Here is an 18671-nt window from a genome sequence, read left to right as displayed (position 1 = left end):
CATGAAATGTCTTCCCTCCGCAGCGTGGCTTGACGCTGACCTTCGGCTCCAATACTCCGACAAATAGCGAGAACGCAAGCCGCGTCGGGGAGGGATTTGAGGATGGCCGTGATGCCGCAATCGGGTGCAACTGCTGCGGGAAGCGCGGCAGGTTTCAACTACAAGCCCGCGCTGGCGCTGCTGGCCACGCTGTTCTTCATGTGGGGGTTCATCACCGTCATCAACGGCACGCTGCTGCCGCACCTGCGCAGCGTGTTCGAACTGAGCTACACCCAGACCACCCTGATCGAGAGCGTGTGGTTCATCGCCTACGGGGTGATGGGGATGCCGAGCGCCTTCCTGATCGAGCGGATCGGATACAAGAAGGCAATCATCGTCGGGCTGGTGGTCATGGCGCTCGGCGCACTGTGCATGGTGCCCGCGGCGCAGCTTCCGTCCTATGGCGTCACCCTGTTCGCCCTGTTCGTGATCGCCAGCGGGATCACGCTGCTGCAGGTCGCAGCCAACCCCTATGTCGCGGTGATCGGCCCTGCCGAAAGCAGCGAGAGCCGCCTGACGCTGGTGCAGGCGTTCAATTCGCTCGGCACATTCCTGGCGCCCTATTTCGGCGGCTACCTGATCCTCAGCCGCACGATCGGCGGGACTTCGCTCGAAGGAACCGAGCTGACCCAGGCGCAGCGGCTGGCGGATGCGCAGGCCACCGAACTGCCCTATATCATGGTGGCGGTGGTGCTGGTGATCATCGCGGTGGTCATCTGGCGCTCGAAGCTGCCTGCACTGGGCTCCGCCACCAACCGGGTGGCGCGCGAAGAGCGCAAGAAGCTTTCGCTGTGGAACCACCGCAACCTCGTGTTCGGTGTTCCGGCGATCTTCATTTACCTGATTGCCGAAATCGGGGTTGCAAACCTGTTCATCAACTTCGCCGTGCTGCCCGAAATCGCTGCCATCACACCCGCCGAGGCAGCACAATACCTGGCCCTGATGTGGGGCGGGATGATGGTCGGACGGTTTGCAGGCAGCTACATCTTGGGCCGCTTCCCGGCGGACAAGACGCTGGCGGCCTTCGCGCTGTTCGCGCTGATCGTGATGGTGGGCGCGTCCACATTGCAGGGGCCGATCGCGATGTGGTGCCTCATTCTGGTCGGTCTCGGCCACTCGATCATGTTTCCGGCGATCTTCGCGATGGGCATCAAGGGGCTGGGACCGCTGACCGAAGAAGGCTCTGGCCTCCTCATCACCGCGATTGCCGGCGGCGCGCTGGTGTTCGTCCAGGGAATGCTGGCAGACGCCTACGGCTTACAGAACAGCTTCTGGCTGACGGTCGCCTGCGAAGTCTATATCATCTGGTATGCTCTGTCGGGTTCGAAACCGAAGGTGCTTCAGAACGACAGTTCGACAGCCTCGCCCGAATAGGAGATAGCGCGGACAGCGGGGCGCTCGAACACCGGCCCGCCGCTTTCGCCATTATGCAACACCACCGACACGGCGCGCTCTAGCGCCATGCCGGGGAAGCTGCCTTCGCGCGTGCCGATGGTCAGGGTGCGGGTGGCCTCGTCCCAGCTGAGCGGTATCCGCACGAACTCCCCGCGCGTGTAGCCCATGTCGGTGCCCTGATCCTCGTAGAGGGTGAACTCGCCGTCCACTCCGGCAAAGACATGGATCGTCAGTGGCCCCTGCGGGTTCTCCCCGGTCCATTGCACATCGGGTCCAGTGGGCACGATGGCTCCGGCGCGAACGAACAGCGGCATCCGCTCGCGCGGTGCGGTGACGGCGATCTCCTGGCCACCCTGCACGCGCGCGCCGGTGGCAGCATCGAACCAGTCGGCCACGGCGGGGAGGTAAACCTGCCGCTCGCGCGCCTCGAACTCGGTAACGGGCGTGACCAGAAGGGAGGGGCCGAACAGGTACTGGTCGTCGATATCCCAAACGCGCCGGTCGGCTTCGAAATCCATCACCAGCGGGCGCATTATCGTGCCATGGTCGTAGTAAGTGCCCGCCGCCACGGTGTAGATATAGGGCATCAGCTGGTAGCGCAGGCGGTGATAGTGGGTGAGGCTTTCGAGCATCGCCGGATCGTCGGCGGCGATGATCGGGGTTTCGCGCTGCGGGAATTCCCCGTGGCTGCGGAACAGCGGGCTGAAGGTGCCGAACTGGAACCAGCGGGTGTAAAGCTCCCGCCATTCAGGCAGGTGCGCCGGGTCCTGCTGGCTGTAGCGGTTTTCGAGCGCGAAGCCGCCGATGTCGTGCGTCCAGTGCGGCACGCCCGCGACCGAGAGGTTCAACCCGGCGCTGATCTGGTCCCGCAGGTCGTCCCACCGCGCGGCAACATCGCCGGACCAGAGCGCGGCTGAAGCGCGCTGCACCCCGCCGAAACCGCTACGGGTGAGGATGAAGGGCCGGGTATCGGGCTGCGCCGCGCGCAGGCCTTCGGCCACGCCTTCGGCATGGGGGAGCGGGTACGAATTGAAGATCGCCACGCCGGGCACGCCGGTGGCGGGGCTGGTCATCTGGAACTGCCGTTCTTCCACCGAGAGATTGGAATGCCAGTCCGGCTCGGTCGCATCCATCCACCAGGCATCCACCCCCAATGGCAGCAGCGTCTCACGCATCTGCCGCCAGTAGATGTCCCGCGCCTCCTGCGTGTAGGGATCGTAGAAGGTGTTGGCATAGCCCGGCCCCACCCAGTCGCGCTGCTGGGCGTCGAGCGGGCGCTGGTAGAGGTAGCCCTCCGCCGCCAGTTCCTGCGCATGCGCGGTATCGGGATAGAACTTGGGCCAGACCGAAATCATGAACCGCGCGTCCATATCGTGGACCGCCTCCACCATCGCGGCGGGATCGGGGAAGCGCGCGGGATCGAAGCAGTGGCAGCCCCACTGGTTTTCGGGCCAGTAGAACCAGTCCTGCACGATGTTGTCGATCGGGATCTGCGCCTCGCGATACTGGCGCAGCACACCGAGCAACTGGTCCTGCGTTTCGTAGCGCTGGCGCGATTGCCAGAAGCCGAAGGCCCAGCGTGGCATCATCGGCGCCGCCCCCGTCAGGCGGCGGTATCCGGCGATGGCTGCGTCCATCGTCGGCGCGGGGACGACATAGTAATCGATCGCGCGCCCCGCCTCGCTGGCGAAGCTGACCGAGTGGCGGTCTTCTTCCGGCAGCGGGTCGGCGTGTTCGAGCGCGATATAGCCCTGGTTCGGCTCCCAGTCGATTTGCAGGCTTACTGGCTCGCCCGCGGTCAGTTCGAGTTCGAAATTGTGATACCAGGGGTTCCAGTTCTGCCGCCAGCGGCTGAGCACTTCCGCGCCATCGGCAGTGACAGTAACATAGCTGGAGGAATAGAGCCGGAACTTGTGCGTGCCGCTGAGCTCGGGGGTGAAGCTGCCGGTCCAGACGACGCGCTGCGACTGCACGGCGTTACCCTGCGTGTTCTGACCCGTTGTGGCGGCTTCTACTGCCGCCGTTGCCTCGGCAGGCCAGCGCGCCTGATCGCGGATGTACTGATAGTTAATCGTCGGCTCGGCCTGCGTGACGACCAATTCCTCGCCGAGATAGTACTGCGCTTGCCAGTCGAGAGCGAGTTGTGCGTACGGCTCCGGATCGCCGACGCGGGTGATCGAATTGTTGTCCCAAAGCAGCCCGAAGCCGCGCGTCGAAACCAGATAGGGCACCGCAATCGCCATATTGTGCTGCGCGAGTTCGACATCCTCGCCGTTGTAATTCATCTGGCCATTCTGGTGCTGGCCGAGGCCGTAAAGCCCCTCGTCGGTGCTGCGATTGAACTGGGCGCGGGTGGCGAACCATTGCTGGCCTTCGATTTCCACCGGGTCGATCTGGCGGGCGGCGGCGTGTTCGTCGAGCAGCAGGGTGCCGCTGGCGTCAAAGACCATCAGCCGCCCGTCGGAGAGCTGGACCCTTGCCGTGCCGCCGCTGGACGTGAGGCTGGCCCATTCGGCATCTGCGGCAAAAGTGGGTGCGCCGTCCGGGGCGGCGATCACCATCAGGCTTTGCGCCGCGTCGTCGACGTCGCCCGCCACCGTCACCCGGAAGGTGCCGTCGGCATAGGCGAGCACGCGCACTTCCTCGCCCGCATCGGTGGTGACCAGCATTCCGTGCGGGACTTGCTCGACTTCTCCGGCAAGGGCGGGAGCGGCCAGCGCCAGCAGGCTGGTGCCAAGGATGAGACGCAGTTTCATTGGTAAGTCCCCATTTCCACGCGGAGCCAGACGGGCTGATCTCCGAAATTGAAGCCGTAATCGACCTGGTCGCCGTTCCAGCGGCGGCGCATCACCCATTCGCCGTCGACGAACGTGCCTTCCTGTGCCTCGATCACTTGCGTCGCTTCGCCCGGCTCTGGCGCGGCGAGCGCGAAGCGGACGCGGACGTTGTTGCCGGTGACAAGGAAAGTGTCGTCATCCAACTGCGCAACCAGCGCGCCCCCGGTCGGCACATCCGCCAAGGGGTGCGGATCGGAGTCGAGGAAGGTCCAGTCGTCCTCCCCGAACTGCCAGCGGGCATATTGCGCGCTCACTTTCCAGCGGCCCATGACCTGCTGCTGGTCCGCGCCGTCACTGCCGCGCGCGGTGCCCCAGGTCGGGTGATCGATGGCAATCCGCGCCCAGTCGCGCGCCGAACCGGAAAGCAGCCGATAGGGTGCGGCAAAGGCTTCTAAAGTCGGCTCGTCGAGCACCTTCGCACCGAGCGGGTAATTGGAATAGCCCGACATATCCATGCCGAACGGGCTGAACAGCACTCCGCCGCGCCCCAGCGTCGGCCAGACGAACCGCGCATATTCTGCGGCATTGCCGATTTCGGGCACCAGCAGCGGCCATCCGTCTGCCGCATAGTGATCGAGGAAGGCGGCGACGGCAGCGGGATCGCGGTTGTAGATGTCGGGGCCATAGGCATCTACGCTGGGCGCGGCGACGCGCCAGATCGGCAACGCGTTCCAGTTCGGCCCGCCCGATGGGCCGACATCGCCGTGTTCGTCGGTAAAGGCATTGCCCAGCGCGGCGTTGACGAGGATCGGCAGCTCCCACTCGGCCAATCCCGCCTGCGCCACTGTCTCGATGTAGCTTGCCATGTGCCAGCTCATGAAGAACTGCTCGGCGCGCGAGCCGAAGGCGGCGCTCCACGGCTGGCGAGGGATGTTGAGTGCTAAGGCCAGCTCCTCCGGTATCGGCGCATCGAACAGCGCGGCGGCTTCGGGCGCATGATCGCGCGCCAGCCGGTAGCTGCCGCTTTCGTTCTCGACCTGCACCATGATGACGGTGTGCTGCGGATCGTTACGCGCCAGATGCCGCATCACCTGCGCAAAGGCGCGGGCATCGGCCTCGCGCGTTTCGGCCGAATGCGGAGACAGTGCATAGTGAGCAGCGCCATCGGGGTGGCGCATCCGGGGGAATCGCACGCCATCGCGCTTCACCCATGCGGGCACATAGGCGGGCGAGGTATTCTTGAACGCACCGTACCACAGCAGCACCAGCCGCGTGTCGTGGTCGCGCGCCTGCTCCAGCAGCGAATCGAGGAAAGTCAGGTCGAACTGGCCCTCCACAGGCTCGACCTGTTCCCACGCCACCGGGATCAGCAGCGTGTTCGCATGTAGCCGTTCGATCACCGGCCAGACGGTCTCGAGCATGGCGGGATAGTTCGAACTGTTGTTCGCCTGCACCCCCAGCGCGAGGAAGGGTTCGCCATCGACGATCAGCGCCGGATGCGCGAGGCCTTCCACGAAATGCGGAGCCTGCGCCACCGCCTGCGCAGGGGCCAGCAGTGCCCAGACAGCGGCAGCAAAAGCGATGAAAAGCCGCAATTTCCTCTCCTATGTTTGCGCTACCATGACAAAGCTGCGATGCATTGCAAGTCGCTTTTGGAATCGGGAGAGATCATGCGGCGAAGGGAGATGATGGCCGGAGCTGCGGCACTGCTTGCCGGTGCGCCTGCGGCCCTGCGCGCGCAGATGGCGCTGGCCAGCGGTCCGGTGCAGCCGACTGCCGAGAGCCTGCGTGAAGCCTTCACCGTTCCCGACTGGTACCGCGATGCCAAGCTCGGCCTCTGGGCACACTGGGGCCCCCAATGCGCGCCCGAAGCGGGCGACTGGTACGGCCGGCATCTCTATCTGGAGGATCACGAGCAGGCCGCACACCACCGCCAGCTCTACGGCCACCCGGCGGATCGCGGCTTTATCGATGTGATCGCCAACTGGCGGGCGGAGAACTGGGACCCGGACGCGGTGTTCGGTGCCTACCGCGACGCAGGCGCTAGGTTTCTGGTGGCAATGGCCTGCCACCACGACAATTTCGACCTGTTTCCGAGCACTCATCAATGGAACGCCACCCGCATCGGGCCGATGCGCGATCTGGTCGGTGGCTGGGCACAGGCGGCACGGCGGCTTGGCCTGCCGTTCGGGGTCAGCAACCACGCCAGCCATGCGTGGCACTGGTGGCAGACCGCCTATGGCTATGACACGAGTGGCCCGCGCGCGGGCGAGCGTTACGATGCCTTCCGCCTGACTGCTGCAGACGGGCGCGGCACGGCATGGGAGGGGCTCGATCCGCAGGCGCTCTACACCGGGCCACGGATGGTGCCGCCTGCCGGTCTCGACAGTCCCGCCGCGATGCGGAGTTGGCACGATGCGAACAGCGGGCAATGGCTGGAGAGCGAACCGCCCGGCGATCCCGGCTATGCGCTGCACTGGCTGGCGCGGCAGATGCAGCTGGTCGAACGCTACCAGCCCGATTTCCTCTATCAGGACAGCCATTACCTGCCCTTCGGTGCAATCGGGCACATGGCGGCGGCGCATTTCTACAACCAGGCAATTGCCCGCACCGGCTATTTCAGCGGGGTGATGAGCGCGGGCTTCCGCCCCGGCGAAGGCACGCTGCACAATCACGAACGCTCTGCCGCGACGCAAATCCTTCCTGAACCGTGGCAGACCGCTACTTGCATCGGTGACTGGCACTACAACCGCGGTCGCTACCGGGACCGCTCTTATGTCGATGCGCGCGGGGTGATCCGGCAACTGGCCGACGTGGTGGCGAAAAACGGTACGCTGCTGCTTTCGGTGCCGGTGCGCGGGGATGGCACGCTGGACGGCGTCGAGCAGGCAATTCTCGGCGATCTTGGCCGCTGGATGGCGCGGGAGGGCGAAGCGGCGATCTACGGCTCGCGTCCGTGGCGAAGCTTTGGGCAGGATGAAGGCGGCGGGGTGCGCTTTACCGTGAAGAATGGCGCGCTGTTTGCGTTGCTGCTCGATCCTGTGGCGGGACCGCTGGCGCTGCGAGATATCGGCACAGCGGCGGGTACGCGGGTGGAGCGGGTGCAACTCGTCGCGGGTGGCGATTGCCCATACGATCAGGCCACTGATAGCCTAGCCATCACCCTGCCCGCCGACATTCATAGGTATACTGTCCCCGTAATTCGGATCGATCTCAGTCAGCTTCCCGTTTGACCACCGGAGTATTGCCCATGCACCGCCTGTTTGCCTTGTTCGCCGCCTGCCTGCTCGCGGCCTGCGCTACGGTTCCGCCCGCGCAAATGGAAGCCCCGACCAACTCACCCGTCGCCCGACACGGGGCGCTGTCGGTGGCGGGCAACCGGATTGCCGACCAACACGGCGAACCGGTAACGCTGCGCGGGATGAGCCTGTTCTGGTCGCAGTGGGAGCCGGAATACTATTCGCGCGAGACGGTCGACTGGCTGGTGCAGGACTGGGGCGTCACCGTGATCCGCGCCGCCATCGCCGTGCACGAGCGGGACAGCGCGCTAACCCATTACGACCGGGAAATGGCCAAGGCGCGCACGGTGATCGACGCGGCAGTGGCGAACGGCATTTATGTTATCATCGACTGGCACGCGCACACCGCGCATCCCGATGAAGCCGAACGGTTCCTGACCGAAATCGCCCGCGACTACGGGCACCTGCCCAATGTCATCTACGAGCCGTTCAACGAACCGCTGCGCGACAATGTCGAATGGTCGCGCGATGTGCGGCCCTATCACATGCAGGTGGTCGGTGCGATCCGCGCGGTCGATCCGGACAATCTGGTGATCGCCGGAACGCCGAGCTGGAGCCAGAACGTCGACGAAGCCGCGCGCAATCCGCTGCCTTTCTCCAACGTCGCCTATACCCTGCATTACTACGCCGCCACTCACGGGGCGGAACTGCGCGCACGCGGCGATGCGGCGCTGGCTTCGGGTGCGGCATTGTTCATTACCGAATTCGGCACGGTGGAAGCGACGGGCAACGGGCCGATCGATTACGCCGAAAGCGAAGCCTGGTGGGACTGGGCCGAGGCCAATGGCGTGGGCTGGATCAACTGGTCGATCGCCGACAAGGACGAAACCAGCGCCGCACTGGTGCCGGGTACCGGGCCATCGGGCTGGCAGGATGATGATCTGACCGAAAGCGGTCGCCTGCTGCGCGAACGGCTGCGGGCGGCGGCAGCGGCGGAGGGCTATCGGTGAGGGCGCTGGCGGGTGCCGTGGCGCTGCTGCTGACGGGTTGCGAAACGGCCCCCACGCCGCCGCCATTGCTCGATCTGGCGGATCATTTCACCCCCGCGCCGCCTGCCGTGCCGCGCGTGGGGCCAAGGCTCGATCTGGGCAAATGCGTCAACCTTTCCAATATGCTCGACGCGCCGCGCGAAGGCGATTGGGGCCGCGCGTTCGAGGATGCCGATGTGGAGCGGATCGCCGATGCGGGCTTCACCGCTATCCGCCTGCCCGCGCGTTTTTCCGCACATGCGCTGGAGGGGCCGCCCTACACCATCGATCCCGTGTTCATGGAGCGGGTGGCGCATATTGTGGACCTCGCCACCGCGCGCGGGCTTTCGGTGATTATCGACCTCCACCATTACGAGGAGATCGTAGAAGACCCGGCGGGCCACACCGCGCGGCTCGCGGGGCTGTGGCGGCAGATCGGCGAACGCTTTGCCGATGCTCCCGCGAGTGTCAGTTTCGAACTGGTCAACGAGCCGCACAATCGGTTCAACGCGGAAAACCTGCTGCAAACCATCGAGCCTGCGCTGGCAGAAGTCCGGCGGACCAATCCCACCCGTATCGTGGTCATCGACGGGCCGGAATGGGCAGGGCTGGATGCCATGCTCACCAGTCCCTTCCCGGACGATCCCTATGCCGTGCCGACCTTCCACTACTATTCGCCGGTCAACTTCGGTTTTCCCGAAGCCGACTGGCTCGATCCGCCCAGCCGCGACTGGTTCGGCAGTGCAGAGGATCTGGCGCTGATCGAAGCCGACCTGCAGAAAGTGCGCGATTACATGGCCCGCACCGGGCGGGTGCCGTTTGTCGGCGAATATGGTGCCTGGGTGACGCGCCCGCTGGCTGCACGGGAGGACTATTACGAAGTGCTGAGCGAAGCCTTCGCCTCGATCGGCGTCGATAGCTGCGCCTGGGGCTACACCAACACCTTCGAGCTGTGGGACAGCGCCAGCGGCCAGTGGCACGGCGAGATCGTGCGCCGGATATCCGCGCCGGTGAGGGAGTAGCTACCCGGTAGCAAACGCCTCCGCGTGGGCTTCCACCAGCGCCAGCATCTCCGCGTCGCTGTCGAAATTGCCGTACCAGCCCTGTGGCTCGTGCATCGGATCGCCCATGTAGGCGTTGTCGCCGTTCTGGTAGCGGAAGTCCGCGTGCCGTGCCCGTGCCTCGCCGTTCCACGCCCAGAAATTGGTCCCCGCCACCGGGCCGCCATTGCCCGATGCATGGGCTTCGGCGGCGGCATAAATCGTGCGGTAGTAGCGTTCGCGGAAGGTTGTCGGCACGTTTGGCGCATAGAGTTCGCCATCGCGCGGGAACCCGAATTCCTCGATTGTGAGCGGCTTGCCCGCCGCATTGGCCAGCGCGATGTGGCTGGTGAGATAGTCCTCCACCAGCACCCGCCCGGCTGGCCAGGTGCCTTCGAGATCCTTGCCGTCGACCCAGCCCCAGTTGAGCGGCCAGATATGTGCGGTGAGATAGTCGATGTTCTGGTGCGCCCGCTCCACCACGTCGGCGCGGCCATTGGCCCCTTGCGTCCCTTCGTGGCCCAGCGAAACGAGGTGGTTCGGATCGACCTCGCGGATGATAGCGGCGGTGGTGTCGATCCAGTCGTAGTAATGCGGCAGCGCGGCTTCGATCCCTTCCTCGGTCCCGCCGGGGCGCGGTTCGTTGGCGTGTTGCCAGGCCATTATCGCGGGATCTTCGGCATAGGGAATGCCGGTGACGGAATTCACCCGCCCGACCATCATCCGCACGTAATCATAATAGCCATCCTTCGCCTGCGCGTTGGAATAGAATGCGCTGACGGCATCGGGGAAAGCGGGCCAGGGATGGGCGGGATCGTTCATGTCCGTCCACTGCCCTGTGGCCCAGGCCAGCCGGTTCATCATTCCGCCGGACCATTCCCAGAAGTTCGTCAGGCACAGCACCGCCACCATCCCGCGCCTGCCGATCTCGGCCATCGCGAAATCGAGCCCTTCGAGCAGTTCGCGGTTCACACTGCCATCGGCGCGCACGAAACCCGGCTGGATCGAATTGCGCACCGGCCCTTCCTCGCCGCTCGCCATGATCCGCAGGTTGGTGATGCCGTGCGCGCGCATCCGGTCGAGTTCGCGCATCAACCGCGCGCGATCGCCATAGGCGGCGTCGGCCCCCAACCACGCGAGGTACCAGGCATTCGCTCCGACAAAGCGATAGGGTCGGCCATTGCGCACCAGCGATCGCCCATCGGTGGAGATGAAACCTGTTACCTGCTGTACGCCCGCCCCGGTGGCGCATCCCGCCAGTGCCATTCCGGCCAGCGCGCCGCCCCCTGCCTGCAACACCTGCCTGCGGCTTGCCTTCGATCCGGTCATGGCCTGCTCCCTCTCGCTTTTGCCCAAGTCTAGGCAGCCTTGGCGGAGTTTGGGAAGGGCCATTCTGTCAACCTTGTCAGAAAACCCCCCGTCGCTCGCCTTCACCTCCCCTTGCAGCCTTGCGGGCAATGCCGCATGGGGCGGGTGGGGAAAAATGAACAAGCGCGCCACCATCATGGACATCGCCGAACAGGCAGGCGTCTCGGCCAAGACGGTGTCGCGCGTGCTCAACAACGAGCCCTATGTCCGCCCCGACCTGCGCGAGCGGGTGAAGGCCGTTGCGGCCAGGCTCGATTACCAGCCCAACATGAACGCGCAGGCGCTGATTTCGCGGCGGAGTTTCCTGATCGGGCTCACCTATGAGCGGCCCAGCCCCAGCTACGTGGTGGACCTTCAACGCGGCGCTCTCGATCGTCTCGAAAGCGAGCGGTACCGGCTGGTGGTTCTGCCCTTTGCCGAAGCCCGCAGCGATGCCGCCGGGCTGATCGCGCTGCTGCGCAGTTCGATGGTGGATGGCGTGCTGCTCGCCCCGCCCAGTTGCGACATTCCCGAAGTGCTCGACAGCCTCGACGCGGCGGGGATCCGCTATGCCCGGATCACGCCCTCGACCATGCCGGGACGCGGCGCCTGCGCCATGCTGGACGAGCGCGAGGCCGCGCGCGCGGTGGCGCAGTACCTGATCGATCTGGGGCATCGCCGCTTCGGGATCGTGCTCGGCCACCAGAGCCACGGCGCGACGCAGGCGCGACTGGCAGGCTATCGCGATGCGCTCGATGCCGCCGGGATCGATGCCGGATCGGTGGCATTGGAGCAGGGTGATTTCACTTACGCCAGTGGCCAGCGCGCAGCGCGCGCGCTACTGGAGAGGACGGACAGGCCAAGCGCAATCCTGGCCCAGAACGACGATATGGCAGCAGCCGTGCTGACCACCGCGCGCGAACTGGACATCGTGGTGCCGGACGAGCTTTCGGTTGCCGGGTTCGACGATGCCGAAATTGCGCGGCTATGCTGGCCGCAGCTGACCACCGTCGAACAGCCCGTAGCGTCTATCGCTGCAGATGCTACCGACCAGTTGTTGCACTTGCTTGGAGGGAAAAGCGAAACGGTCCCGCTTGTCCATCCCTACCGTTTGCACCTGCGCGGCTCCACCGCTGCTCCACACAACTAGCAGCTAGTCGCGCAAACCGCGCGCTCCAGCCCGATTCTCACGCCGTTTGGCGGTGCATCGTAGGCACGCCTCGATGCACTATCTTGACAGCCTTGTCAGAGTAATGGTAGCTATACCACCAAGCCGCACAAAAGCGGTCATAGAGGAGGCGCGACTCGCAGGGGTTGGCGCGGCAAGGGAGGATTTGTCTTGAGGAACATCCGTAAACCGTCCGTAATCCGTCATTCGATCTCGATCCTCGCTCTGGCAGCTGGAATTGGGAGCGCTACCACGGTCTTCGCGCAGGATGCTGATCCCGCTGCTGAGGAGCCCGACAATTCGATCGTGGTCACCGGCGTGCGGGCCTCGCTCGACCGCGCGATTGACCTGAAGCGCAACAGTTCCGGCGTGGTGGACGGCATCTCTGCCGAGGATATCGGCCGCTTCCCCGATACAAACCTCGCCGAGTCGCTGCAGCGCATCACCGGTGTGTCGATCGACCGTGTGAACGGCGAAGGTTCGCGCGTCACCGTGCGCGGCTTCGGCCCCGGCTTCAACCTCGTCACGCTCAACGGGCGCACGCTGCCGACGGCCAGCATTGCCTCGGTCGGGCAGGACCAGAACGGCGACTTCGTTTCCGGCACCACCCGCAGCTTCGATTTCGCCAATCTCGCGTCCGAAGGCGTCTCCCGACTGGAAGTGTACAAGACCGCGCGCGCCGGCATCCCCGGTGGCGGCATCGGCGCGGCGATCAACATCGTTACCCGTCGTCCGCTTGATGCAGCCGCAGGCCTGTCCGGCTCGATCGGCGTCAAGGCCGCCTATGACGAAGCCGATACCTATGATCTCGATCGCATCACGCCGGAAGTGTCCGGCCTGCTCAACTGGAGCAATGAAGCGGGCACCTTCGGCATTGGTCTGTTCGGCAGTTTCCAACGCCGCAACAACTCGGCCGTGTCGGAATCGGCGAACGACTGGAACATCCTGACTTACGGCGATTTCGCATCGTCCACCACCTTCCGCCGCGCGGACGGCAATACCGTAGTCCAGAATGCGCCGAGCGATCCGGACACGCTGATCGCGATCCCCAATGATACCCGCTATCACTATTCGGAATTCTCGCGCGAGCGGATCAACGGCCAACTGACGCTGCAATTTGCCCCGTCGGACCGGCTGGAGATCACGGCTGACGCGACCTATTATCGCAACCAGGCCGAAGAGCAGCGGGTCGACCAGACAACCTGGTACAACCGTCCCTTCGATGCGATCACTTTCGACGGCAATCCCGATGTCGCCACCGCGATCTTCATCGACGATGTGATCACCGCGCCCAAGGACGGCGGCTTCGAGCAGCAATATCGCGCCACCGAGGACGAGCTCTATTCGCTTGGCCTCAATGTCGCGTACGAGCTGACCGACAATTTCACGCTCGAGTTCGACGGTCACCATTCGGAAGCCAATGCGCGGCCGAACAATCCCAACGGCCACACCTCCACCTTGTTCGCTTTTGCGCAGAAGTCGATCGTCGATCAGGGGCTGAACATCGTTGACGGGTTCCCGCAGCAGTTCATCGAATTCGATGACGGCAACGGCAACAACAACGGCATTCTCGACATTCCCGATCTCGGCACGCAGGTCGCGCGCAGCCAGACTGCCTACCAGTCGCAGACAGTCGATGAAGCGCGGCTCGATGCCCATTGGGATGTGGGTGACGACGATCGTGTGTCGTTCGGTGCCAGCTACCGCGGAGCTTCGATGAGCAGCCGCACCATCAGCACCTACAACGCGCTGGGTGACTGGGGCGTGGGCAATATCGGAGATATCGCTGCGCAGGCCGGCGATCTGGTCGAGCCGTTCTGCCTCGTCTGCCAGTGGCAGGATTTCGACACCGGCATCGCCGCCGGCGATCCGCTCTCCACCGCTTTCCGCGGCGATGCGACGGCGCTGTTCAACGCCTTCGTCAATAACCCGACGATCAACGGCACGTCCGATAACCAGGTCGAGGAAGACATCCTGGCGGTCTATGCCGAAGTCGATCTCAATACCGAACTGATGGGCCGCCCGGTGAACATCCTTGCCGGTGTCCGCTATGAACACACCAATTCGGAATCGGTGACGCTGCAGGGGATTCCGCAGGAAATCGTCTGGACGCAGAACAACGACTTCGTTGCCAATCTTTCGCCCACGCCCGAAGCGGTGAGCGGGGACAACAGCTACGAACACATCCTCCCGGCGCTCGATTTCTCGATCGAACTGACCGACGATGTGGTTGGCCGCGTCTCCTTCGGTCGCACGATTGCCCGGCCAGATTTCGGATCGCTGTTCGCCTCGACCAATCCCGGCAACCCGAACCGGCCGACTGCGCTTGGCGGGGTGCCCGGCGGCAACCGCGGCAACCCGCAACTGGTGCCGCTGGTGTCGGACAACTTCGATGTCAGCGCCGAGTGGTACTTTGCCCCGTCGAGCTATGTCTCGGTCGGCTTCTTCGACAAGCGGGTGCAGAATTTCGTCGGCACCGGACAGACGACGCAGCCGCTGTTCGGCCTCCGCAACCCGAGTTCCGGCGAACCCGGCACGGTTTCGGGTCAGGCGCTCGAATATCTACAGAACAACGCCTTCGACGTTTCGGATGACAACCTGTTCGTGCTGTCCGCCTTGATCGACAACTTCGGCTTTGCCGATGGTGTGGCACAGTTCCTCGCCGCGCCAAGGCAGGCTGGATCCAATGCGCTCAGCCAGACCTATATCGACAACATCAACATCCTCTATGACCTCGAAGCCGGGCCGAACGATCCGCTGTTCCAGTTCCAGACCCAGCAGCCGGTCAATTCCGAAGACGCGCATATCTACGGCTTCGAAATCGCCGGGCAGTACTTCCTCGGCGATACCGGGATCGGCGTGGCCGCGGCCTATACGCTGGTGCGCGGCGATGTCGGGTTCGATATCACCGCCCCGACGAATGCCGACCAGTTCGCGCTGCTTGGCCTGTCGGATACCGCCAATGCCTCGCTGATCTACGAGAACTACGGGATCTCGGCGCGGCTAACGTACAATTGGCGCGACACTTTCCTCACCAACAACAGCCGGGGATCGTCGCGCAATCCGGTGTTCGTCGACACCTATGACCAGGTCGATCTGAACGTGTCTTACGACATTACCGATAACATCGTCGTGTCGTTCGAAGCGATCAACCTGACCGGTTCCAACGTGAAGACATATGCCCGCACCGAGAACCAGCCGTGGTTCATCGTCGAAGGTCGGCCGCGCTACTATGTCGGAGCGCGGATGCGGTTCTGACCGTTTTCACAAGCTTCTCCCGGGAGCCGCGATCTCGTCTGGAGGTCGCGGCTTTCGTGGCGAGGGGCGTCTCTTCTTTTGCCCCTCACAGTAATGTAGCGTGACCACCATGACCCGCTTTGCACCGCTCGATAACGTTGCCCATGCCGATCTGCGCCTGAAGCCCGGACACGGGCAGCGCTTCGGCGACTGCGTGAACCAGGTGCCGGTGTTTCCGTCAGAGTTCGCCGCTGTCCAGCGCGATTGCCCGATCCTGTTCCATGCGGGCGAGGGCGGACTTGCGGCGGTTGCGATCCTTGGATTGGAGCGGGACAGCAATCTGTTCGTCTCCGATGGGCGCTGGGACGCGCGCTATGTTCCAGCGCTAACGCGGACCGGGCCGTTCCGGCTGGGCGGCGGGGTGGACGGCGACCTGGCGGTGCTGGTCGATCTGGACCATCCGCGTATAGCCGACGCCGAGGATGCGGAGGCGCTACCGCTGTTTCGCGAACACGGCGGCCATGCGCCTGCGCTCGAAAGCGCGATTGCCGCGCTGCGCACCGTTCACGCGGGGCTGGCGCAGATGGCACAGATGGCCGAACAGTTCGCCGAATCGGGCGTGATCGAACCCGCCAATCTCACCGTCACGCGCGCGAATGGCCAGCAGGTGCGGTTCGATGGCTATCTCGCCGTGGCGGAAGACCGGCTGGCGGCCTTGTCCGGCGAACAATTGGAGCGATTGAACGCTGCCGGATTACTCGGCCCTGCTTTTCAAGCAGCCGCATCCATAGCGAATTTCAATACCCTGCTGGCGCGCGACGCGCTGCGCGCGGCCTGATGGTCATCGCGGTAGAACAGCAGGACGGTCGGTTGCCTAGCGGCGCGGGGTGGGAAGCCACTGTAGCCGAAGCCAAGCCCCTGCTGTTCAAAGGCGCGGCTAGCAACTGGGAACTGGTCGAAGCAGGGCGCAAATCGGCCAAGTCTGCCGCCGACCTCCTGCGCCGCTACAGCAACGGCGGTCCCGTCACCGTCTATCGCGGCGATGCCGCGATGCGGGGGCGGTTTCACTACAACGATGCGCTCGACGGCTTCAACTTCACCGGCACCCGCGAACCGCTGGCGCAGGTGCTGGATGACCTGCTGGCAGGTAGCGATCCGGTCTATGTCGGGTCGACCGATATCGGCCTTTATTTCCCCGGCTTCACCGCTGCCAACGGCTTCGATCTGGCGGCAATCCACCCGATGTTGGTGGAACAACCCGGCCTCGCCAGCCTGTGGATCGGCAATCGCACCACGGCTTCGGCGCATTACGACTACTCGCACAACATCGCCGTCTGTGCCGTCGGGCAGCGGCGGTTCACGCTGTTTCCGCCCGATCAGGTGGCCAATCTCTATCCCGGCCCGCTGGAGCCGACGCCCGCCGGGCAGGTCGTCTCGATGGTCGATCTCGCCGCGCCCGATCTCGACCGCTTCCCGCGCTTTGCCGAAGCGCTGGAAAATGCGCAGGTGGCGGAGATGGAACCGGGCGACGTGCTGATCTATCCGGCGATGTGGTGGCACTGCGTCGAGGCGCTGGCACCGTTCAACGTGCTGGTAAACTACTGGTGGAACAGCGTTCCGGCGCACATCGACAGCCCGCAGACCACCCTTCTGCATGGCCTCCTCTCCCTGCGCGAAAGGCCCGAGCAGGAGCGGCAGGCGTGGCGGGCGCTGTTCGATTATTACCTGTTCGGCGATCCCGACCTGCCGCGCGCGCACCTGCCGGAGCATGCGCAAGGGCCGCTCGCCCCGCTCGATCCCGGCGCAGCGCGGCGATTGCGGGCGCAGGTCCTGCGGAAGCTCCAGCGGTGAGCGTGGACCAGCCGGTCAGGGTGGTAATCGCAGGCGGCGGCACCGCCGGCTGGATCGCCGCCGCCGCGATCCAGCGCCAACTCGGCTCGCTGGTGCAGGTGACGCTGGTGGAAAGCGATGCCATCGGCACCGTCGGTGTGGGCGAAGCGACCATCCCAACCGCGCGCTCGTTCCACCAGCTGTTGCGGATCGACGAAGCCGCCTTCATGCGCGCCACCGGGGCGACCTTCAAACTGGGTATCCGTTTCGACGACTGGGGCCAGCTGGGCGACAGCTACATCCATTCGTTTGGCTCCGTGCCGATGAAGACCTGGGTGGCCGAATTCCAGCATTTCTGGCTCGAAGCGCGCGCGCGCGGCTTTGCCGAGCCGGTGGGCGCATACTGCCTGGAACACGAGGCGGCGCTGGCGGGCAAGCTGGCACTCGAGGGCGAGGCGGCGACCAACTACGCCTATCATCTCGATGCCGGGCGCTATGCCGCGTTCCTGCGCCAGATTGCCGAGGCCGAAGGTGCGGTGCGCATTGAGGGAAAGATCGCCTCGGTAGAACGTCACGGCGAAAGCGGCGATGTCTCGGCGCTGCTGCTCGACAGCGGTGAGCGGTTGGAAGGCGATCTGTTCATCGACTGCACCGGCTTTCGCGCGCTGCTGATCGAAGGCGAGTTGCAGGAGGGTTTCGAGGACTGGAGCCACTGGCTGCCGATGGACGGCGCTTTCGCCGTGCAGACCCGGCAGGCGGGCGATCCGGTGCCCTATACCCGCGCGATTGCGCACGGCGCAGGGTGGCAGTGGCGCATCCCCTTGCAACACCGCATGGGCAACGGCTGCGTCTTCACCAGCCGGCATATGGAACCCGACGCGGCGCGCGAACTGTTGCTCGGAAGCGTCGAGGGCGAACTGCTGACCGAGCCGCGGCTGGTCCGCTTCACCACCGGCAAGCGGCGGCGGGTTTGGGAGCGCAACGTGGTCGCACTTGGGCTGTCCTCCGGCTTTGTCGAGCCGCTCGAATCGACCAGCATCCACCTGTTCATGGCGGGGGTAACGCGGCTGATCCAGCAATTCCCCTTCGGCCCCGCGAGCCACGCGCAACGCGCCCGCTACAACCGCATGGCCGATGCCGAGATCGACAGGGTGCGCGATTTCGTCATCCTGCATTACAAGCTGACCCAGCGGACCGACACGCCGTTCTGGCGCGACATGGCGGCGATGGCGGTGCCCGATACCTTGCAGGAGCGGATCGACCTTTTCGCCGAAAGCGCGGAAGCGTGGCAGGCGGCGGACGACCTGTTCCGGGTGGATAGCTGGGCGCAGGTGATGCTCGGCCAGAACCTGCAACCCGCTGGCTGGCACCGCCTCGCAAGGCTGGTGAGCGATGAAAAACTGCGCGCGTCGCTCGACGGCCTGCGCCAGCGGATCGCCGCACAACTGGCCACGATGGCGAGCCACCGGGAAGTGATCGACAGCTATTGCCGGACCGAGAGGGATTGACCTCTTCGACCACTTATGACAGCGATGTCAGTCAAGGAATTCCGCCATTGTGATCGTTCACTC

At 64.8% G+C, this 18671-nt stretch carries 12 protein-coding genes; 9 read left to right on the top strand and 3 right to left on the bottom strand.

The features are described 5' to 3' along the window. The first annotated feature begins 111 nt into the window (after nucleotides 1-111). Entirely contained in the window at nucleotides 112-1413 is a 1302-nt protein-coding gene (locus JY451_03690) for a sugar MFS transporter (protein QZH76541.1), read from the top strand. Here the strand turns inward: JY451_03690 and JY451_03685 are convergent. Both JY451_03685 and JY451_03680 read right to left on the bottom strand, forming a co-directional pair. Beyond that, nucleotides 1380-4190, bottom strand: coding sequence for a DUF5110 domain-containing protein (locus JY451_03685; GenBank protein ID QZH75707.1), 2811 nt, complete (start codon nucleotides 4188-4190; stop codon nucleotides 1380-1382). The genes JY451_03690 and JY451_03685 overlap by 34 nt on opposite strands. After that, nucleotides 4187-5806, bottom strand: coding sequence for a DUF5597 domain-containing protein (locus JY451_03680; GenBank protein QZH75706.1), 1620 nt, complete (start codon nucleotides 5804-5806; stop codon nucleotides 4187-4189). The genes JY451_03685 and JY451_03680 overlap by 4 nt, the downstream gene beginning before the upstream one ends. Nucleotides 5807-5899: 93 nt before the next feature. On the opposite strand from JY451_03680, the gene JY451_03675 reads away from it, so the two are divergent. The 3 genes from JY451_03675 to JY451_03665 all read left to right on the top strand — a co-directional run bounded on the left by JY451_03675 (nucleotide 5900) and on the right by JY451_03665 (nucleotide 9500). After that, nucleotides 5900-7444 (top strand): alpha-L-fucosidase, encoded by a 1545-nt coding sequence (locus JY451_03675; protein QZH76540.1) that lies wholly within the window; start codon nucleotides 5900-5902, stop codon nucleotides 7442-7444. Between the two features lie 17 nt (nucleotides 7445-7461). Beyond that, nucleotides 7462-8460, top strand: coding sequence for a glycoside hydrolase family 5 protein (locus tag JY451_03670; GenBank protein QZH75705.1), 999 nt, complete (start codon nucleotides 7462-7464; stop codon nucleotides 8458-8460). A 161-nt stretch (nucleotides 8461-8621) separates the two neighbouring features. Further along, the gene (locus JY451_03665) at nucleotides 8622-9500 is read left to right on the top strand and encodes a glycoside hydrolase family 5 protein (protein ID QZH76539.1); all 879 of its coding nucleotides are present in this window, start codon (nucleotides 8622-8624) and stop codon (nucleotides 9498-9500) included. On the opposite strand, the gene JY451_03660 is transcribed toward JY451_03665, so the two are convergent. Continuing rightward, entirely contained in the window at nucleotides 9501-10847 is a 1347-nt protein-coding gene (locus tag JY451_03660; protein QZH75704.1) for a cellulase family glycosylhydrolase, read from the bottom strand. 154 nt (nucleotides 10848-11001) lie between these two features. Between JY451_03660 and JY451_03655 the strand changes: the two genes are divergently transcribed. From JY451_03655 to JY451_03635, 5 genes are all read left to right on the top strand, one after another. Then, on the top strand, nucleotides 11002-12015 hold the full coding sequence (locus JY451_03655; protein ID QZH75703.1) for a LacI family DNA-binding transcriptional regulator: 1014 nt from the start codon (nucleotides 11002-11004) through the stop codon (nucleotides 12013-12015). Nucleotides 12016-12204: 189 nt separating this feature from the next. Beyond that, nucleotides 12205-15291, top strand: a complete 3087-nt coding sequence (locus JY451_03650; protein ID QZH75702.1) for a TonB-dependent receptor — start codon at nucleotides 12205-12207, stop codon at nucleotides 15289-15291. A gap of 100 nt (nucleotides 15292-15391) precedes the next feature. After that, nucleotides 15392-16108: a SapC family protein gene (locus tag JY451_03645; GenBank protein ID QZH75701.1), complete on the top strand. Its 717-nt coding sequence runs from the start codon at nucleotides 15392-15394 to the stop codon at nucleotides 16106-16108. Further along, on the top strand, nucleotides 16108-17121 hold the full coding sequence (locus JY451_03640; protein ID QZH75700.1) for a cupin-like domain-containing protein: 1014 nt from the start codon (nucleotides 16108-16110) through the stop codon (nucleotides 17119-17121). The genes JY451_03645 and JY451_03640 overlap by 1 nt, the downstream gene beginning before the upstream one ends. Continuing rightward, entirely contained in the window at nucleotides 17118-18608 is a 1491-nt protein-coding gene (locus JY451_03635; protein QZH75699.1) for a tryptophan 7-halogenase, read from the top strand. Before JY451_03640 ends, JY451_03635 begins: the two co-directional genes overlap by 4 nt. Nucleotides 18609-18671: the final 63 nt, after the last annotated feature.

The organism is Erythrobacter sp., from assembly GCA_019739335.1.
In the GTDB taxonomy this organism is placed as follows: Bacteria; Pseudomonadota; Alphaproteobacteria; order Sphingomonadales; family Sphingomonadaceae; genus Alteraurantiacibacter.
Note: the sequence above shows the minus strand (reverse complement) of the source record. Positions and strands in the feature narration are given on the sequence as shown.

Excerpts from the sequence above, each read along its gene's own strand:
- JY451_03685 (QZH75707.1), bottom strand. The coding sequence starts at position 4,190 with ATGAAACTGCGTCTCATCCTTGGCACCAGCCTGCTGGCGCTGGCCGCT.
- JY451_03640 (QZH75700.1), top strand. The coding sequence starts at position 16,108 with ATGGTCATCGCGGTAGAACAGCAGGACGGTCGGTTGCCTAGCGGCGCG.
- JY451_03690 (QZH76541.1), top strand. The coding sequence starts at position 112 with ATGCCGCAATCGGGTGCAACTGCTGCGGGAAGCGCGGCAGGTTTCAAC.
- JY451_03665 (QZH76539.1), top strand. The coding sequence starts at position 8,622 with ATGCTCGACGCGCCGCGCGAAGGCGATTGGGGCCGCGCGTTCGAGGAT.
- JY451_03660 (QZH75704.1), bottom strand. The coding sequence starts at position 10,847 with ATGACCGGATCGAAGGCAAGCCGCAGGCAGGTGTTGCAGGCAGGGGGC.
- JY451_03675 (QZH76540.1), top strand. The coding sequence starts at position 5,900 with ATGGCCGGAGCTGCGGCACTGCTTGCCGGTGCGCCTGCGGCCCTGCGC.
- JY451_03655 (QZH75703.1), top strand. The coding sequence starts at position 11,002 with ATGAACAAGCGCGCCACCATCATGGACATCGCCGAACAGGCAGGCGTC.
- JY451_03670 (QZH75705.1), top strand. The coding sequence starts at position 7,462 with ATGCACCGCCTGTTTGCCTTGTTCGCCGCCTGCCTGCTCGCGGCCTGC.